The 17,003-nt window shown below is 42.0% G+C and carries 18 protein-coding genes; 7 read left to right on the top strand and 11 right to left on the bottom strand.

Going from position 1 to position 17,003, the window contains the following annotated elements:
* Positions 1-28: 28 nt before the first annotated feature.
* The 3 genes from P0X86_RS05890 to P0X86_RS05880 all read right to left on the bottom strand — a co-directional run bounded on the left by P0X86_RS05890 (position 29) and on the right by P0X86_RS05880 (position 2,177).
* Positions 29-403: a hypothetical protein gene (locus tag P0X86_RS05890; RefSeq protein ID WP_277748070.1), complete on the bottom strand. Its 375-nt coding sequence runs from the start codon at positions 401-403 to the stop codon at positions 29-31.
* 297 nt (positions 404-700) lie between these two features.
* Complete coding sequence (locus tag P0X86_RS05885; protein WP_277748069.1) at positions 701-1,438, bottom strand: hypothetical protein; 738 nt, start codon at positions 1,436-1,438, stop codon at positions 701-703.
* A gap of 22 nt (positions 1,439-1,460) precedes the next feature.
* The gene (locus P0X86_RS05880; protein WP_277748068.1) at positions 1,461-2,177 is read right to left on the bottom strand and encodes a hypothetical protein; all 717 of its coding nucleotides are present in this window, start codon (positions 2,175-2,177) and stop codon (positions 1,461-1,463) included.
* A gap of 176 nt (positions 2,178-2,353) precedes the next feature.
* Here P0X86_RS05880 and P0X86_RS05875 point away from each other — a divergent pair, with 176 nt between their 5' ends.
* Positions 2,354-2,758: a hypothetical protein gene (locus P0X86_RS05875; RefSeq protein WP_277748067.1), complete on the top strand. Its 405-nt coding sequence runs from the start codon at positions 2,354-2,356 to the stop codon at positions 2,756-2,758.
* Between the two features lie 553 nt (positions 2,759-3,311).
* Here P0X86_RS05875 and P0X86_RS05870 read toward each other — a convergent pair.
* From P0X86_RS05870 to P0X86_RS05860, 3 genes are all read right to left on the bottom strand, one after another.
* Complete coding sequence (locus P0X86_RS05870) at positions 3,312-4,085, bottom strand: hypothetical protein (RefSeq protein ID WP_277748066.1); 774 nt, start codon at positions 4,083-4,085, stop codon at positions 3,312-3,314.
* Positions 4,086-4,267: 182 nt separating this feature from the next.
* A complete protein-coding gene (locus P0X86_RS05865) occupies positions 4,268-4,525 on the bottom strand; it encodes a hypothetical protein (RefSeq protein WP_277748065.1) in 258 nt (85 codons plus the stop codon).
* 790 nt (positions 4,526-5,315) lie between these two features.
* A complete protein-coding gene (locus P0X86_RS05860; protein WP_277748064.1) occupies positions 5,316-5,831 on the bottom strand; it encodes a DUF4241 domain-containing protein in 516 nt (171 codons plus the stop codon).
* Positions 5,832-6,060: 229 nt separating this feature from the next.
* Between P0X86_RS05860 and guaD the strand changes: the two genes are divergently transcribed.
* Complete coding sequence (gene guaD, locus P0X86_RS05855) at positions 6,061-7,425, top strand: guanine deaminase (RefSeq protein WP_277748063.1); 1,365 nt, start codon at positions 6,061-6,063, stop codon at positions 7,423-7,425.
* A 57-nt stretch (positions 7,426-7,482) separates the two neighbouring features.
* Entirely contained in the window at positions 7,483-8,835 is a 1,353-nt protein-coding gene (locus P0X86_RS05850) for a uracil-xanthine permease family protein (RefSeq protein WP_277748062.1), read from the top strand.
* A gap of 150 nt (positions 8,836-8,985) precedes the next feature.
* On the opposite strand, the gene P0X86_RS05845 is transcribed toward P0X86_RS05850, so the two are convergent.
* Entirely contained in the window at positions 8,986-9,411 is a 426-nt protein-coding gene (locus tag P0X86_RS05845) for a DUF6157 family protein (protein ID WP_277748061.1), read from the bottom strand.
* A 219-nt stretch (positions 9,412-9,630) separates the two neighbouring features.
* Here P0X86_RS05845 and P0X86_RS05840 point away from each other — a divergent pair, with 219 nt between their 5' ends.
* The gene (locus P0X86_RS05840; protein ID WP_277748060.1) at positions 9,631-10,500 is read left to right on the top strand and encodes a helix-turn-helix transcriptional regulator; all 870 of its coding nucleotides are present in this window, start codon (positions 9,631-9,633) and stop codon (positions 10,498-10,500) included.
* Between the two features lie 80 nt (positions 10,501-10,580).
* Here the strand turns inward: P0X86_RS05840 and P0X86_RS05835 are convergent, their stop codons facing one another.
* Both P0X86_RS05835 and P0X86_RS05830 read right to left on the bottom strand, forming a co-directional pair.
* Positions 10,581-11,297 (bottom strand): hypothetical protein, encoded by a 717-nt coding sequence (locus tag P0X86_RS05835; RefSeq protein ID WP_277748059.1) that lies wholly within the window; start codon positions 11,295-11,297, stop codon positions 10,581-10,583.
* 343 nt (positions 11,298-11,640) lie between these two features.
* Positions 11,641-12,015 carry a YciI family protein gene (locus tag P0X86_RS05830; protein WP_096775050.1) on the bottom strand — a complete coding sequence of 125 codons (375 nt, stop codon included), beginning with the start codon at positions 12,013-12,015 and terminating at the stop codon, positions 11,641-11,643.
* 926 nt (positions 12,016-12,941) lie between these two features.
* Here P0X86_RS05830 and P0X86_RS05825 point away from each other — a divergent pair.
* Together P0X86_RS05825 and P0X86_RS05820 are read left to right on the top strand one after the other, a co-directional pair.
* On the top strand, positions 12,942-13,694 hold the full coding sequence (locus tag P0X86_RS05825; protein WP_277748058.1) for a hypothetical protein: 753 nt from the start codon (positions 12,942-12,944) through the stop codon (positions 13,692-13,694).
* A 102-nt stretch (positions 13,695-13,796) separates the two neighbouring features.
* Positions 13,797-14,153, top strand: a complete 357-nt coding sequence (locus tag P0X86_RS05820) for a hypothetical protein (RefSeq protein ID WP_277748057.1) — start codon at positions 13,797-13,799, stop codon at positions 14,151-14,153.
* Between the two features lie 436 nt (positions 14,154-14,589).
* Here P0X86_RS05820 and P0X86_RS05815 read toward each other — a convergent pair whose 3' ends face one another.
* Complete coding sequence (locus tag P0X86_RS05815; RefSeq protein ID WP_277748056.1) at positions 14,590-15,327, bottom strand: SMI1/KNR4 family protein; 738 nt, start codon at positions 15,325-15,327, stop codon at positions 14,590-14,592.
* A gap of 113 nt (positions 15,328-15,440) precedes the next feature.
* Positions 15,441-15,815: a hypothetical protein gene (locus tag P0X86_RS05810; protein WP_277749003.1), complete on the bottom strand. Its 375-nt coding sequence runs from the start codon at positions 15,813-15,815 to the stop codon at positions 15,441-15,443.
* Between the two features lie 396 nt (positions 15,816-16,211).
* Here P0X86_RS05810 and ssuC point away from each other — a divergent pair, with 396 nt between their 5' ends.
* Positions 16,212-16,991 (top strand): aliphatic sulfonate ABC transporter permease SsuC, encoded by a 780-nt coding sequence (gene ssuC / locus P0X86_RS05805; protein ID WP_213580574.1) that lies wholly within the window; start codon positions 16,212-16,214, stop codon positions 16,989-16,991.
* Positions 16,992-17,003 lie beyond the last annotated feature (12 nt).

Raw genomic sequence — 17,003 nt, 5'->3', positions numbered from 1 at the left:
AGTATGCCAGTTGGATGAAGCGAAGCCTTCATGCTTCCATATGGTACAGAAGCCCCAATATATGCGTGCTCAGAATCCGGACCTCATCAAATCGCTTAACACAAAAGCCAGGTGTTTTTCGACCAAACGCATATGGCGGTAAAAGGTGGCTCTGCTCATATGGAGGAATATTGTGAGCTCGCTTTTGTTCTGATCCTTGCGCAGATAACTTGCGATGAGAATTTCCTTCTCCAACAGCGTCAAAGGTTCCATCGGACGTCCGTCGGCCAGAATCCCTTGAATGATGTCCCTCACCTGCATCCCGTCCCAACCCAATCGCCGAACGACAAGGGAGTTCCTCCAGCTTGTCCGGATCGAACAGCCGTTCCAGCATCTGCTTCATGACGCTTCTATCAATAGCCATGGGATACTCATCCTCCGTGCCGGTTGTCCTACTGCTATCTTCGTTTGCCGGATGATCCGCTGAATCCACTGATCGAAGCTCGTTATTATATCATGGAGCAATAATTGAATCTATCAGTGTAACTCAACCAATAATTTTTCCTTTTAAATGTACGCATATACTTCCAAGTACATCTTCGATAAACCTGCCATTATCTAATCAGTCAAGCCTCTATGAGACTCAGAGCAAATTAGGATGTCACAATTAACCTTATAAAAAACCGTTTCCCAATAACTAGGAAACGGTTAAAGACAAAAGCTATCTTGGATTCATACTAAAAGAAAAATCCCACGACGAACTTCCATTAGAAATCGTTGCAGTTGTTTTTGTTCCGACTCTTGAAGCTAGGGCTGGATGATTAACAGGGGTCCAACCATATTCTCTTGGCAATATTGTTCCTGTACCGCTTCCAATCAAAGATAACCCTGATTTTGTTTGATTACTTTTTGGATAACCGTCAATCCCCATCCCATTTTGATGAATATCCATTTTCCGATTAGATATACTATAAGAAGAACCCGAACTGTTTTTTTCGAATCGATAATTAACTTTATTTATGCTTACATAATCATAAAAAGCACTATCTTGAACTGAAGTATAGTAAATTGTCTCGTAAAATGTTATACCACCCGTTTTGTCTGAACTATTATCACTTGATTGAAAATCTGCAAATATTTCAAAATCAGTTCTGAAATGCTCTGCTTGTTGTCCGGTGGTCATATTGACTAGATCGTAAAGTTTTTGTGTACTTGAAGATTTAATAGTTGCTTCCATAACTTCGCCAGTTTCAGAATTCATTATTCTGGTTTGGGCTAGGGAGGCGATATCGCTAACCGGAACAGATGTGACATTCGCAGCATAACTCTTCACAATTTGGTATTTATCATCTTCATACGATACCGGATCCTCTGAAGTCGTCGCAAAGGAACTGGTATTAACGCTAAGAGAAGTAATAAGTAAAAAAGCAAACAATATTAAAAACAGCTTTTTGTTCATCGATTTGATTCCTCCCTATTAATTATCGCGGATTCATTGTAAGAGTGAAATTCCATGATGAATCGCCTCTTAAGATTTTTGCAGTTGTTTTTACTCCGATTAGAGATAATTGATGATCAGTTCGGACAGGTACCCATCCGAAATCCCTTACCAGTACTGTTCCCCTGTCGCCTAAAGTAGTGGTCTTTCTTTGATGTTTAGCTTGATTATTTAAATCAGTTCCAATCTGCATGATATCCATGCTTCTATCAGTCACTCTATAAGTGGAATCACTTATTTCAAAACGATAATCTATTTTGTTCATGGATAAATAGTCAAATAAATCTTTAGTCGTAATCGTGTAATAGATTGTTTTATAAAATGTCATGCCTTTTCCACTATCAGAAGCATTATCACTCATTTGATGTTCTGATAAGATTTGAAAATCCGATCTATAATGTGTTGCTGGCTCTCCAGTTGTTTTATTTACAAGATCATAGAGTTTCTGGGTACTAGCATGTTCAATTTTTGCTTCGATAATTTCACCGGTATCCACATTTGTTAAACTGGCATTTGCATATGGAATAGATTCATCGAGGTTAGTTACTTCGACACTACTGCCAAAAAAACTTCTCACAATCTCGTAAGTTTCATCGTCGTATGTAACTTCCTTCTCTGAAGCAAAAGCGCTGATGGTGAGTCCTGATGAAATCAAAATTAAAACAGTCATCATACAGGTGAATCTTTTGAGTACTCTCATTTAATTACCTCCTTGGATAATTTCCAATATATTGTAACACATAAATACAATATTTGGTATATATTATTTCATTATTCCTTTAAAGCAATATAAATACATAAATGTAAATATAATTGATTTCAAACCAAAATAAAGTTAGAATATTTAATATCGCTTCTGTAAATTAAGGAGGTAAAATGAAAAAAACACTGTTGTTTATGTCACTAGTAATGCTTATCCTATCCGGATGTACATCTCATGCTTTATATGAATTAAAAGGTGAGAGTAATCATTGGAAGACTGAATTTATCGTTACAAAAAGAATGGAAACAGATAATGGCAGCTCTATTACTAAATATGTAATGGAAACCAAAATTTCTTCCAAGGATCCTAAAATGGTTGTTTATGATGCATCTTATGAAATAGATATGGCTGGTCTACATCAATCTAGTGGAAAGATGAGTGATCCAAATGGAAAAAAGGGGGCTTCTTTTTTCCCAATGTCAGAAATGTATGATGAACTGCAATCAGGAGATGAAATTACTGTAAAAATAAAATGGAACAAAAATAATGAAGAAGAAATCGTAATGAAGGTGAATTAGTTGAACAAATCTTTATCCATTTCATTGTAACTAGTTCGGCTATTTCTAATGGTTCTATAAATACATTTAAACTGTCGTCATTCCATTTTCTGGTTTCATAAATAAGAACGCTTTCAGTCAGGTTTTAGTTATGCAAAACTTAATCTTTTCCGTGTTCTCCGACAGGACTATCCATTATCCCACCCGTAATCACGACCTCGTAACTAAGGTGTACCTACGTACTTCAGCGGCACCATCTTCCTAATTCGTTCTATGATCTTCGGAGGGGTTCGCAAACGAATAAACGGCTTCCATCGGGTGGGTGGTCGCCCGTCATTGATTACGCGCGGTCGCGTTTCTTTGTTGAGCCGTCATGATTTGAACAATGTTATGACGAATTATACAATAAGAAAACGTATAATACGAAAAAGGCAGGATGTGGACACTCTCCCGATCCCGCCTTTTTTAGGTTTGTCCGTTTATTTCTAAATCAGTGCTTCTGAAGAGGCATCACTATTCTCTTTAACCTATCAGGAACTATCGCCCCAATTACTCACTAGAATACTGCCTCACCTCACCTATCTATTACATCCTCAATTTCACTCCAACAGTCCTTGTATGGGCTGTACTCGCCAAAGACTAATCTTACTGCTCCATTTTCAGGATCTTTATTTGATCGAGGAATCTTAATTATCTGGTATTGAATAATTGTGTGCTGCGGAAATCGATTTAGATGCTGATAACCTGTAAACCAGAATCCGTTTGGTGGTTTCAAAGCCTCGTTTATGAAAGGAACAATATATCGAGCTAAGTTACCCAGATCAACCTCTTGGGTTCTCTGAGGAACGTAGAGTATGGTAAGATTCAAATTAATCAACAACGGGAATAACGCTGCATATTTGTCCCGTAACTTCTGCATCATTTCCCGTATAGTATCCTTAAATTGTTGAGTTTCTCCCGGTAAAGTTGGTAATCCTTCTGTCTTTAGTGGTGGTAGCGAATATGTTATTATCATGTTTCTATGCTCCTCAAAGATCTGTCCCAAAATATCATCGGCATCGGCAACAATCTCTTTGTTTGGATATAGTTGCATGAGATCAGTTGGGGTGGTTCTTTCCATTAAGAAAAACGCAGACTGGTAATCTCGCAGTTTTAATTTGTACATTTGCTCAAAATGATTATCCGCGGTGAGTCCCTTTAATTCGTTAAATTCTGTAAGCAACTCACGAACACTTTCAAAATATTTAATTGGATCTTTAATCCCCCCATATATAATTTCTTTTTCATCATAACTCGTAAGGTCTTCATCCTTAGAGAAACTGATTTTCGATCTGAATTTTTCAATCAAACGGAGATCTTCAATAAAATCCCTCATAGGTGCAATTTTAATATCAATACGAGGAGTTCGGTTTATATTTTGTATGTGATAGTTCACAATAAGCATACTGATTTGCCGATCGTCTACAAGTAGAAGTCTAGGATTCCTCAATCCCTCGATTGGTCTCCATGGTAAATCTAAGTAATTTTTAGCTAATTGATGAATGCTTGGAGGGTTTCCTTTGCTAAGAAGTCCATTTTGAGGATTACAGCACCTTTAAAGGCTTTTCTCTGGCTATTCTCCAAATAATCAGATATCTCTTTCTGGAACTGTAACTTTTCGGTTAATTTCATGCTTTTCTTACTATAGGTTTCTTGGTTAATTGAAAGCTCAAGTCTTCTTGCAAAACGAAACATGTATCTGTCATAATTTCCTCGGCTTGTCTTTAATAGATAATCCAGTTTTCTCATGAAATATCTCCATTATTTTTTCTTATTTAAAATGAGGTATAGTAGCTGTTCGAATGGTGAAGGGATTTTCCCTCCACAAAATCCTACATGTGTTGTTGAAAGATAGTTGACTTTAAAACATGCCAGTATAACATTAATAGTCCCTGTTTTAAATTCGCTACTCATCTAATTGGAAGGTATGAAGGCCTTATCAAAACAACGCGGCTGCGTAACATAGAGTAAAAATTGATTGAGATCTGTTGGCCATATATATGGAGGTGCTTTGGGAGCACTCTCAAAGGATTTACGATATAATTTTCTCTCCTCATCTAATACCTGAGGGGAATCCAAGTAATTCAAAACCCTTTGAACTCCTTTGATCTCTTTTTCTGATATGAACATAGTTTCAGAGTGCTTATTCGCTAATAAATCGAAACCAAAACCGTCTATTCTTTCCGTATGCCAGACGCTAATTTTAAATAGGTAAATGAGTCTGATCAACTGTAGTACCTTTGGATCCTTTTTATAATTATAGCTTGCGAAGAAGGAACCCGTTTGGTCGTTAAGACTTCCTTGTCTTTTTATAGCTCGCGAACCGCATAAAGCATTCCTGATCATGTTTACGGTAATTATCATCGAACCTATTTCGATTGATGTCCGAGATATCCAGTGTCATTCCTGGCCTCTATTCTCTCTAGTATAGTGACAGGTTTGGTTGGCATCATGGTGTATCCCTAATAAAACAGCCATAAAAGGGTTACCTTCCATGACTGTTTGCACTTGCTCTTATTCAGTTTCCTTTAGCGCTCGACTAGCTCTTAATAAACACAATTTTCACGCCAACCACCCGATCCTGCTCATTCACGGCCTTATACACGCTGTATGCACCATCACCCCTGCCGGTACGAGATACGACGCCCCCATCCAGGACACCCGCTTCTTCCCCGCTCTCGGTGATGTCGCAGCAGGCATAATACCATTCCGTATCCGTGTCCGAGCTATCCGATGCTGAATTCGCATCCGGAATTCGGTACTTTTGAATATCAAAAATCCCCGCCTGTCCGCTATCCACTCCAGCCACAAAAGGACACTTGATCCACTCCAGGAATGCCCCTTGTTCTGCTACCGAGTGATGGTAAGCCGTCAGCTTGGCGTTGGCTTCGCCCCAGTCCGGGATCTCCACCTTCTCTACTTCTCCTACCCACGATCCATTCATTACGGCTTCCAACACGCCCATGATAATAATGTTCGTATCCAATTCATAACAAGGATCGGCCACAACCAATTGTCCGGAATTCACTTCAAAATGGCCCAGTTGAATGTTCAATGAAGATACCTCCAATAACAGCGTATGATGGTTCTATTTTAGCACGTATCAAATAATCAGACTCCATTTTCAACCTAGCCCCTCATGAGTCCACAACGACAGCTCCTAAAACATAGCCAGTCACCTGATTTGTCCCACGCACCTATTCGTCTTTAAACTATGGACATCTCTTTTTTAACGGACTATAATGACAAAAGCGCTCCAAAAAACGAACATTAAGGCGGTAAACATGAGTAAATATATGTTATTATTTCAAGGGACTTCTTTTTCAAGCAAATCTCCCAAAGAAATTCAAGTATTGAGAGACTATCTTTACTGCGTCAACACGGACGGCATGATTGAGCGAGTCGTGGCACCGGAAGACGCCGACTATCAATCCTTGCTGGATGCGTATCAAGGCACGGACAGCTTTCACCGACTGGAGGAAGGACAGTATTTCCTGCCTGGCTTTGTCGATTTGCATGTTCACGCCCCCCAATGGGCTCAATCCGGAACCGCATTGGACATTCCGCTCTACGATTGGCTGAATACCTATACGTTCCCGCTGGAATCGAAATTCTCCGATCTGGAGTTTGCGCAAAAGGTTTACGACGATGTGGTAAGCACCCTGCTGGCCAACGGAACAACGACAGCCCTTTATTTTGCCACGGTGCATAAAGAAGCCAGCTTGTTGTTAGCCCAAATCTGTGCGAGCAAAGGCCAGCGCGGACTTGTCGGAAAGGTCGTCATGGACGACCCCGAGCAGAATCCGGATTACTACCGCGATGCGGACACATCCACGGCACTGGCGGACACGGAGGAATTTATTATCGCTGTACAGGAGCTCGCCAAAACCACAAAGCAAGGCGTGTATCCCGTCGTCACCCCACGCTTCATTCCAAGCTGTACGGATGAGGGGCTGAAGGGTCTAGGCGAGCTGGCAGCCAAATACGACACGTATGTGCAATCCCACTGCAGCGAAAGCGATTGGGCGCACGGGTATGTGAAAGATCGATTCCAGAAAAACGATGCGTTTGCCCTGCATGATTTTGGCCTGCTGCGCGATAAATCGGTCATGGCTCATTGTAATTTCCTTGATGACCAGGATGCCGAATTGTTCGCTGACACCGGCACCGCAATCGCCCATTGCCCGATATCCAACGCGTATTTCGCCAACAGCGTCATCCCGGTCGCCCGCTTCCATGCCAAAAATGTCGAGATCGGTTTAGGCTCGGATCTATCCGGCGGCTTCTCTCCAAGTCTCTTCGATAACATAAGACAAGCCGTAATGTCCTCGAGAATGCTGGAAGATGGCGTGAATACCTCCCTTCCTGCGGAAGCTCGCGGCGTGCCCGACTCGCGGATTACGGTCCATGAGGCATTCTATCTGGCTACGGCCGGGGGCGGTGAAAGTCTGAGCCTGCCAATCGGTCGCATTCAAGAAAACTATGCATGGGATGTGCAGGTGATCGATACGAGACTTCCATCCGCGAAGCTGCCAATTTTTGACGAGTTTGAAGACATACAAGATATTTTTCAGAAAATCATGTATCTGGCACGGCCTGAGCATATCCGCGAGGTGTGGGTGCAAGGGGAAAAGGTTCATTCGCGTTAAGAATAATAGAGGTTGTTCAACAAGCAATTCATCCTAACATTCGAGGTGTCCAGCGGAGTGAAAACACAAGCAGAAGAGCTAAATGACACGCAAACAAAATCACAGCATTTAACGGTTCCGCCCGACGGCAAAATATCTTTCGGTAAATCCGCCATTCTCGGTTTACAGCATGTCGTCGCGATGGACGTCTATGTCGTCCCTTTCCTGATTGCCATGTTAATCGGCTTAGCGCCCAATCAGTCCAGCGCATTGATTCAATCCACGTTTATTGCGGCCGGGCTTGCCACGATCGTGCAAACGTATTTCTGTATGAAGCTGCCGATGGCGCAAGGTCCTTCCTATGTTCCGCTCGGCGCGATTGTCGCCATTTATGCGGCCAGCGGCGGCGGGGAGATGGGCTGGAGTTCCGTGCTGGGCGCGAGCTTGATTGGCGCGATCCTCGTGATTATTTTGGGGTATACGGGAATTTTCAATAAAATCGTTACTTCCTTCATCCCGCCTATTGTCGGGGGCACGATCATCTTCATCGTCGGTCTGTCCTTATTGCCGGTTGCCATCCGAGACAATATCTACGGCGCCACGGACGCAACCATCAATCAGAACGTGCTGCTGGCCCTGATCTCGGCGGCTGCGCTCATTCTGTTCGTCATCCTGGGTTCTTTGTTCCGCACGAGAGGCGCGATATTCCGCGTTACGTCTGTAATGGTCGCACTGATTATCGGGTGTATCTCGGCCAAGTTTATGGGTGTGCTGGATTTCAGCGCTGTCGGAAATGCCAAGTGGTTCAGCATGCCGCAGATCCCGTTTAAGGATTTTGGCTTCTCGTTCGACTTCTCGGCGATCATCACCATGATCATTATTTATCTCGTCCTGCTGGCAGAAACGACGGGTACATGGTTTGCCATCAGCAATGTCATTGATAAACCGTTAACGGATAAGAACATTAACCGCGGGGTGATTGGTGAAGGGATTAGCTGCCTGATTGCTTCGGGACTCGGCTCCACGCCGGTTACCGGCTATTCCACCAATGCGGGCATTATTTCTATCACGGGTGTGGCTAGTCGCCGGGTATTCCTGGCGGTAGGCGGATGGTTTGTCCTCTTCGGCTGCTCCGGCAAATTGGCCGCGCTGATCTCCTCGATCCCAACGGCTGTCATCGGCGGCGTATTCGCCATCGTCTGCGGCATCATCTCGATTAACGGGATCCAGGTCATGAAGAACGTAAAAATCAGCGAAAAAGAAATGTACATTATCGCCATCCCGATGATTTTGACGTTGGCGTTAGTGCTCATTCCTAAAGATTTCTTGTACACGCTGCCTACGTTCGTGCAGTATTTACTCGGATCACCGATTCTGGCTGCTTCGCTTGCAGCGATCTTGTTGAATAAATTGCTGCCTAGTGCAAAGTAAGTTGTAGAGCGAGGCAATTGGAGTTGTATGTAAGGTTTACGGAGCTACCCCTAAAGAGACTACGTTTGTCGTAGGCTTTGGGGGTGGTTTTTTTGTATATGGGGGACACTGATCAAATCAAACATGTGTTTACTGAACCTGTGATTGCACTCACCTCCTCTTGTTTCTCATCGCGGCTAGCAGCTTCACATTCCCATAGGATCCTTCCACGAAGCGCCGATAATCAGGGGATTCCACCGGAACGATCGCGATTTGCCCCTTTGCATTGAAATGAATACCCCACCCGTATTTCTTCGGGAGCATCGATGCTCTCAAGCATGGTTGCGGCTTCATATAAAACTCGTGTCGAATCTGGTCCCCTCTCTCGACTAACTCTGCCTCCGGAATGTTTTTGTGCCGGATATGCACTTCGTACAAGAGCTCCTTCTGGGTATAGCCATACGGATGATTCGTGATTAACTCAAACTCGATGCCCGGCTTGGTTTTTCCGTCTTTCTTGTCTGGCGGCTGCGTTCCAGTCTCAACGGGGCAATCTGCGGCAACGGTAATAAACGTATCATAGTAATTCCAATCCATTTTCGTTCCTCCTAATCCAATATATATAGTACCGCTCATAACACATCGACTTATTTATAACCAATTATAACCCCTTATCCCTGACAGAATCGGTCAGTCATTCTGACCGTTTTTTCGTATTTCCCCCTAATTCGCGGATTGCGAATTGCCTTCTAAGCGGTATATCGCGTGTGGTATACTTAGCACAAAAAATTAGTGCGGGTGACGAAGGGAGTTAGTATGAACCATCATAGGATAATAGAACAAGCATTGATTCATATTGAGGAGAATTTAGAACAGCCTTTATCCGTGTCATCCGTTGCTCTTACTTTCAATATGTCTAAATATTATTTTCATAGGCTTTTCTCTGCCATGATGGGCTGTTCGTTAAATCAGTACATCCTATCTAGAAGATTGAATGCCGCTTTATCACTCATTCATAACAACAACTTGTCGCTAACCGATATTGCTTATCAGTTAGCCTTTGGTACGCAAGCCTCATTCACCCGGGCATTCAAACAACATTACGGAGTAGCTCCGAGTTCGCTAAGAGCAGGGTTCAAAAAAATCTCTCCGACTCCAATACCTACTGTGGTTAAAAGACCATTTAAAAATATGAATGGTGATGTCGTCACGGATTTCACACTGACAGAGTTCAAAGAGACCCGAATAAGCGGGATTGCCTTTGAAGTAGACCTAGCCACTGATGATTACAAGAAGAAGATTCACTCCCATTCAAAAATGCTGTTGAATCATATTGATGACAACATAAATGGTTCTTGTTTTGTCATTTATTCAAACTGTCAACCCAATTCAACCCGGTTCAAAGTTCTGTTCGGAATCCCAAGTGACATTCAAATTCATGAACCCTTTTATTTCACGGTTGACGTACCGACTATTTTTTGTGCGAGGTTCAACTATTCTGGTGACCTGCTGGATATTGGAGAAGTGCTCAAAACAGACTATGCAAGATTCTTAAAGATTTCCAAGCAAGAGTCTGATCAATCGGATATTGAACTTATCCAGGTTTTTAATGACGTCCACAATCTGGATTCAACCTACCATATCTATGCACCCATCAAGAAACTCCCTGACGATCTGGAAATTTAATGTTGCCCGAGGAGCCAAACCGTCAGAGGAACTATTATTTCATTCAAATAGGGAAGATCAAGACATCTCTAGTTCGATGCTTACTTACGTTCCGACCAAACAGCATATCCCATCCATATAAGAGCTAATCCCATAGGTATCGCCAATGCCCGATCAAACGGATGGGGGATGATTGCCGCAGCAATGGTCACTACAGAAGCGAAGGCCAGCAGAATTGCTGCTGGGCGAGGGAAGACTCTGGCACGTAATGTGGCGATGCCTAGCAACAGACCTCCTAGCATATATAATACTCCCGCGAGCGGTGCTAATATTGGGAAGATCCCCAGATGAACCTCGCTAACCGTTCCTCCAAAGAGCCCAACCATTCCTTCCACAAACTTCTCAGCATCACTTGTCAACAACGGCAAAACGAATGCTTCGATGAAACTAAAAATGATTGAGATTAACCAGAACAGATTGAACAAAAGGAAACCGACCAAGCCAAGCCACCCCGCTTCTTTCGCTTGGCTTATATAGAATCCCGTAATTCCGATCAGGTTAAAGAGCGACATAGCCATAGTCAGGCATGCAACCACTACCCAAGAGTTTGTGTGCACAGAAGAAATATCATCTGTCGGGTGGATAAACTGAATGACGATATATAGTATCCCTGCTATTACTGCCATAAATCCTGACCACCGTTTGAGAACATGTGGTGTTATTATTGATTTACTTCCCTCTTTATTGTGCTCTATATTCACGATGATTCCTCCACTTCTAGGTATTAATAACAAGATCGCCAAGTCTTTTCTCGACATGACAGGTTTTCGACTCCAACCATCCCATTGAGGTTATTCTGAATATTTTTACTACGTCCCCTTCCTTATCTTTGTCGAATATAACTTAACAAATATAGCCTCACCTTACTTTTCAAATCTTGCTGTAATTGGTGAAGAGATCGTAAGGAATCTTGAAACGAAAAAAGCACCTCTCTCGAGATGCAAACGAATTTATAATTTATTTCCCAAATCAAGACCGTAACAATATCAACCATTCGCCGTTACTTGTGATACGGTTCACCGCGCTGCCTGTAACGGCAAGTTTAAGGGCCATCCTTATGCGGGACGGCCCTTCCATTGAATCACCGAACTAACCATTCGGTTAGTCTATTCCTTTGAAGTAATCAATCGGACGAATTTCTATCCCCCATCCAAACTGCTCCCCCGCACTAACCTGGACGGTCGGATGTAAGGAGGCGATTCGAATTGCTTCCTCCATGTCCTGCGCTTCTATCAGAAAAGCGCTGCCGATCATTTCTTTCGTTTCGATAAAAGGACCGTCAATAACTTTCACCCTGCCGTTCGCCCGACGCAGGCATTTCGTTTCGGAGGAAAGACCGGCATCGACAATGACTTGGCCGCTGTTGTAGAAGTTCTCCAGATGAGGCGGACATTCATGCATGATCGCTTCAATCTCGTCTTTGGGGCGAGAATCCATTTCCGCTGCATCCAAGTAACCCAAACAAAGAAATTTCATTTTCATATCTCCTTTTGCAAAAGATTGAAGCATTTATTTTTGCCTCTATTTATTCGACGAACGACATGCAACAAAATCGACACACCTTTAAAATTAACTTTTTAAACAAATTAACTACCCTCAGCACACCCAGCGGCACGTTTCAATAGAAGCACCTGCTCACGGGAAAGCCTCCTTTATCCGCTGAATAAAAATCTTGCCGTTACTTGTGATACGGTTCACCGCGCATAATCTTAAACTATCCTGCCTGTTAGCTTAATGAGGTCGAATAACATTAGACATATATCTTACCCAGCTATGATACACGTCCTTTTCTAATTCAACTAGCAATGTAAGTTCTTGTCCTCAACTCGGGACTAAATCTTGTGCTATTAATTCCTGTTTATTGTCTGACTTATCTATAGAATTTAATAAAACAGACAAAAACTAAAGCAAAAGACAACAAATATTTTGTTCCTATACTTCAAAATCACCACTCCTTATCATTTTATTGGAACACATATACTCTAATCTCAACTCCCTCCAGTATGTGCATTAGAAATAGTATCACTCTAACTCTTAAAGGTGTCGTGTTTCTTTCATTCTTATTTTTGGAATACAAAAAAAGCTATAAAAATCAAAGGAACATATTCTGATGACTATTAAAGATATTTTTGCATCACATAAAAATTGAGAAATTCCGAGAAAATAATAATAACCCATCTCTATGATACGAATAGATAACTAGAATAGCCCTTCGTCAATAGAACGTTTGATCTTCCTTCCCCTATCTGCAAAAGGATCTCTAGCATCCTAAAAATTTTTTTATCTAAACACGTAACTTCCAGTCGCTTTTGGTTGTTATTAAGCATTATTGGAGAAATTAAGAAAAGAGCATGGTATATTCATTAAACCTAATAATATACAACTCAAAAGGAGTGTTGGTCTTGATTCAATTCAAGAAACTATATGTGATGGCCTTAGCAACTTTTCTTTTTACTTTTGTTGGCATCATAGGCACCAATTCTGAAATTCATGCCTCAAATTCAGATCAATTTGTAAAAAGTCCCGTACCAGAAGTGATAAAAAAATATGTTAACTCGATTAATAATAAGGATTGGGATAGTTACGTTAATTTATATTCTCCTGATAACCGGTTAACAGATTTCCCAGGTGAAGAACAACAAAAAAACCGTACCGGAATTCTTTCGGTCGATTCTATTGAAATAGCAGAAATTAAAGAAATATCCAAAAAGGACATAAATGAAATTCAACCCTATTTTAATGATATCGATAGGGAGTTATATCAAGATATTAAATATTTTTATATCGGGTTAGATTATAATGTTCAAAACGAAAATGAGTTTTTCTACAATGGAGCTAGGTATCAAACATTTGCTGTTGGTAAATTAAATGGAATGGAATACATTTTAGGAAATGAGTTTGTTTATAATTTCGACAAACTTGAGACACTCGGATATACTTTTGATTCAGCTGCTGAGTATGAAGCCATAATCAGGGAAGAAAGAAGGCTTGGAGGTAATGATAATCCCATGAATAATGGTGGAATACAACCTCGAAGTGCGATTAATTCAAAAATTGCATTACCATTTTATATTACGGCCACAGGTCCTTTGAAAGTCCTTGTCTCGACTATAAAAAAGATGCACATCACGTACCTCCTGGTACATACCAAGTAATGGTGACTAATTTGAACGATTTTGGATTACTGGAAATGGATATATTGATGGTATTTTCTAAGTTTTTTAACAATTAATAAAATCTTAGAAGGGGTGATGATCATGAATAAGAAGCGTTTAAGAATATTTATAATCATTACATCATGTTGTCTTGTACTAATGGGCGCATTTTTTTTAATCAGAGAACTTATAGATACTAAGCAAGTTGTAGACTCGACTATTAATGACACCACTCCTCCAAAAGAAGCATTACCAGATTGGAAAATGGAATACGATAGAAAAGCTCGAACAGAACCGGTGGAAAGTGTAGTAACTGAACATGGAGAATTTTATTATGCACCTTTTCCAAAACAATTTCCACGAGAGGAAGTTGTTAGAGGAGATATTGGTGAGGAAGTGACCGAAGATACAAAACAGTTGATAATAAGAGGATATTACTACGAGAAAAAACAAGAATAATATCATCGTATACGGTAACAGCCCAGGAAGGCGTCGACGACGCGATTGAACCGCTTGAGCAGGTACGGTCCTTACTTGAGATCTGAATGCCACAGCAGATTACGATGGCGCTGTTGTAAGCGTCTACGGTATCAGATACATGATCATATGACGTGTCTTGTAGCCTCGCTGAGCCGTAAAAACGCGAGACAAAACTTTTAAGTTTTGGTCTCGCGTTTTAGTTTCAAAAACCAAACCGGGACGGCACCTCTACTCCAATACGGTTCCCAGCTTGTCAAAACAAAAAGAAATAGGCCGCCCTTTAAAGCGGTGTTGTCAGAAGTGAGGATGTTAGCAGCACCCTCACTCCACTTATATACCATAAAATTATCCATCAAATAGGTTCGTTCTATCCGCTACTTCTTACTTGTCTCCTCTTACTTGCTCCCTCAATCCCTCACTGAGCTGACAGATTCGTTCGAAATGAAGGTAAGTCAGTTGCCTTACTCATCTCGTTCAGCAAATTCTCCATGCTCGCTCGCTGAAAGGACGCCAGGTATACAGCCAACAGTTCATCCGTCTCCTCTTCGGATACGTCAAGTTCAAACACGATCAGCACATCGTCCTTCAGATAGATTTTCCATGCATTCAGCTCTGACCCTTCCTCCATCTCAAACTCCGGTACCTCCAGACGCATGCATCTGCGATAGTCGAACAAGCTCCACATGCTCTCATCGAAAATGGACCAATACGGCAGCCGATCCTCCACGCCCAACTGAACGAGTCCCTTGCCAGCGAGAAAACGTTGAAGCGATCGATTTTCCAGCTGCCAGTCGGGAGAGTTCCACGCGCACAAATAGACCGGTGGATCTTCCTGCTCCAAATCCTGAAGTCGGATCCCGCAATATATTACGGACTCCTCTACTTGATAGAAGATCAGAAATGCCTTATCTGTCGTAAAAAATGTATCGTCGGGAATAAACACATCCTGCAGAGGGAGCGGTTCATATTGGTTATTGCACCCTTGCGTGATATATGGGGATTGTCCCAAAATCTTATAATATTCCCGCAGCACCGTCGGCAACGGGAAACCCAAGCTTTGTTCCTTTGCTTGAATGTCCGCCTCCGGAATGCCGTGGGCCTCCTTGTGATGCTCTCCTAATACGAGGAGAATTCCTTCGATATTTGCTTTCATTTAGTTGGGTCAACCTCCTCGATGTATATCGTTCAACAATATTTCTGCGAGTTCTTATAGAGAATATTGATACGCTTCGCAACGAATACAATCTAATTTATTCAATCTAACAATCATGAATTGAATAAGTCTGATGCTGAAACCCTTTTCCAGCCTTCAAGTCCGACTATATTTAGTATCCGTTCTTTTTCGGAAGCATCAAATGTGTCCGTATCTTTTTTAAGACTCCCTTCAAATTCCTTCATGTACTGCTCATTACTCGTGTCGGTAACATACATATAAAAGACATCTTGGATCGTATCTCCGTTGCGAAATTGAAACTGAAAGACATACATTTGTTTAATTTCTTGAATATTGGGCAGTTGTTCGGGTTCTCCACTCCGTGCCCATTGTGCGGCATTCCTCAGCAAATCAGGGTCACTTTGAACATTGATCAGTTCGGGTTGAACGCGATGGGTATCGTTACGGTACAAATAGATATTTGCCATCTCCAACGAGCCGGGTTCTTCTATTCGATCCGGGTTTCTTGGCGAACAGGAAGTTAGGAGGGAAGCAACAAGAACAGCATACAATAGGGCTATTTTTTTGTTAATATGAAACACTCCTATATATCACTTCAATTAAGAACGTATTTTCCGTATGGGAGAATATACATTACGCCATATTTTAACATAGCCTCTTCCATAGACTATAGACTCGCATATTTCCGGTTGACGAAACCAAAATCGGGAAGTATAATCAAATCCATATTAAACTTATAGGAATTATTAAACATTAAATGATACCGACCATTCAAATGGAGGTCACAGCCTCAGCAGATATTGTGCTGGCGTTGTGGCCTTTTTCTTTTGATCCTATTTTTGAAGGCTAGGTGAGTTGAAGTGATGAGAAAGCTCATGTCCAATCCCATCATCGGAAAATGTTTGCCTTGGGTTCTCCCCATCTTACTGATCGTTGTGTGGGCTATATTATCCAATCTTGACGTGATTTCGAGGAAAATCCTCCCTCTGCCTCAAGACGTTTTATTTTCTTTCAGGGATTTGCTGTTATCTGGAAAGTTAATCGAACACATCGCCATCAGTTTCCAAAGAGCGTTCATTGGTTTCTTAATCGGCGGGGGGATCGGTCTTGTACTGGGCTTTATCAACGGCTTATCGTCCATCGCCGAAAAATTGTTGGATACCACGATTCAAATGGTACGCAATGTTCCTCATCTGGCGATGATTCCCCTAGTCGTTCTATGGTTTGGTATTGGCGAAGAGTCGAAAATATTCTTGGTCGCGGTTGGCGTGTTATTTCCGGTCTACATCAATACCTTGCACGGCATCCGCTCCGTGGACAACGGATTGATCGAAATGGGCAGCGTATACGGACTGCGCACCGCTTCGCTCTTCTGGAAAATCGTTCTGCCTGGCGCCCTGCCTTCCATTTTAGTCGGACTCCGCTACGCTTTAGGCATCATGTGGTTGACCCTGATCGTATCCGAAACGATTGCTACGAATTCGGGCATCGGCTTTCTGGCCATGAATGCAAGAGAATACATGCAAACCGATATCATTCTGCTGACCATTGTGCTGTATGCCTTATTTGGAAAGCTGGCCGATTCCATCGCTAAGCTCTTAGAGAAGCGGTTCTTACGATGGAACCCGAATTATCACAACTAAGCTCTGAAAGGA

Origin of the sequence: Paenibacillus sp. BR1-192 (assembly GCF_029542445.1) — a bacterium.
Lineage (GTDB): Bacteria > Bacillota > Bacilli > Paenibacillales > Paenibacillaceae > Paenibacillus_AQ > Paenibacillus_AQ lautus_A.
The sequence above is the reverse complement of the archived record's forward strand: the minus strand, read 5'-3'. Positions and strand labels throughout refer to the sequence as shown.

What these genes read in the sequence shown, in the direction of transcription:
- P0X86_RS05890 (WP_277748070.1), bottom strand. Translation starts at nt 403, where the DNA reads ATGGCTATTGATAGAAGCGTCATGAAGCAGATGCTGGAACGGCTGTTC.
- P0X86_RS05885 (WP_277748069.1), bottom strand. Translation starts at nt 1,438, where the DNA reads ATGAACAAAAAGCTGTTTTTAATATTGTTTGCTTTTTTACTTATTACT.
- P0X86_RS05880 (WP_277748068.1), bottom strand. Translation starts at nt 2,177, where the DNA reads ATGAGAGTACTCAAAAGATTCACCTGTATGATGACTGTTTTAATTTTG.
- P0X86_RS05875 (WP_277748067.1), top strand. Translation starts at nt 2,354, where the DNA reads ATGAAAAAAACACTGTTGTTTATGTCACTAGTAATGCTTATCCTATCC.
- P0X86_RS05865 (WP_277748065.1), bottom strand. Translation starts at nt 4,525, where the DNA reads ATGAGAAAACTGGATTATCTATTAAAGACAAGCCGAGGAAATTATGAC.
- guaD (WP_277748063.1), top strand. Translation starts at nt 6,061, where the DNA reads ATGAGTAAATATATGTTATTATTTCAAGGGACTTCTTTTTCAAGCAAA.
- P0X86_RS05845 (WP_277748061.1), bottom strand. Translation starts at nt 9,411, where the DNA reads ATGGATTGGAATTACTATGATACGTTTATTACCGTTGCCGCAGATTGC.
- P0X86_RS05840 (WP_277748060.1), top strand. Translation starts at nt 9,631, where the DNA reads ATGAACCATCATAGGATAATAGAACAAGCATTGATTCATATTGAGGAG.
- P0X86_RS05835 (WP_277748059.1), bottom strand. Translation starts at nt 11,297, where the DNA reads ATGTCGAGAAAAGACTTGGCGATCTTGTTATTAATACCTAGAAGTGGA.
- P0X86_RS05830 (WP_096775050.1), bottom strand. Translation starts at nt 12,015, where the DNA reads ATGAAATTTCTTTGTTTGGGTTACTTGGATGCAGCGGAAATGGATTCT.
- P0X86_RS05820 (WP_277748057.1), top strand. Translation starts at nt 13,797, where the DNA reads ATGAATAAGAAGCGTTTAAGAATATTTATAATCATTACATCATGTTGT.
- P0X86_RS05815 (WP_277748056.1), bottom strand. Translation starts at nt 15,327, where the DNA reads ATGAAAGCAAATATCGAAGGAATTCTCCTCGTATTAGGAGAGCATCAC.
- P0X86_RS05810 (WP_277749003.1), bottom strand. Translation starts at nt 15,815, where the DNA reads ATGGCAAATATCTATTTGTACCGTAACGATACCCATCGCGTTCAACCC.
- ssuC (WP_213580574.1), top strand. Translation starts at nt 16,212, where the DNA reads ATGAGAAAGCTCATGTCCAATCCCATCATCGGAAAATGTTTGCCTTGG.